The organism is Arthrobacter sp. ZGTC131, from assembly GCF_002929275.1.
GTDB lineage: Bacteria > Actinomycetota > Actinomycetes > Actinomycetales > Micrococcaceae > Arthrobacter.
In genome coordinates, this window is the sequence record NZ_PJIK01000117.1 from 1 (window position 1) to 511 (window position 511).

Below are 511 nucleotides of genomic sequence, written 5' to 3' on the forward strand. Positions count from 1 at the left end.
ACCGTGAGTCTCTTCCGAACCAAACCCATTGAGGATTCCCTAGCGGATGCCGACGAACCCGGACGGCGGCTAAAACGCTCCCTGACCACCTGGGATCTCATGATTATGGGGGTGGCCGTGGCCGTGGGTGCCGGGATTTTCTCGGTGGGCGCCGTGGCGGCTGCCGATTTCTCCGGTCCGGCGGTGACCCTGTCCTTTGTCCTGGCTGCGCTCACCTGTGCGCTGGCCATCATGTGTTACGCCGAGTTCGCCACCGCCATTCCGGTGGCCGGCTCCGCCTACGTCTTCACCTACGCCACCATGGGCGAACTTGTGGCCTGGATTATCGGCTGGAACCTGATCCTGGAACTGTTCACTGCCGCGGCCGTGATCGCCAAGTACTGGGGCATCTACCTCAGTGAGGTGTTCCGGCTGATCGGCTGGGACGTTCCGGCCACCATCGACCTCGGTCCGGTGGACCTGACCTGGGGCCCGCTCCTGATCGTCGCGGTCTTCACCGTACTGCTGGTGA

1 protein-coding gene is annotated in these 511 nt (G+C 63.6%); it reads left to right on the forward strand.

The features are described 5' to 3' along the window. Positions 1–3 precede the first annotated feature (3 nt). The coding region (locus CXQ90_RS21940; RefSeq protein WP_146068980.1) for an amino acid permease at positions 4–511 on the forward strand (508 nt) is incomplete at its 3' end.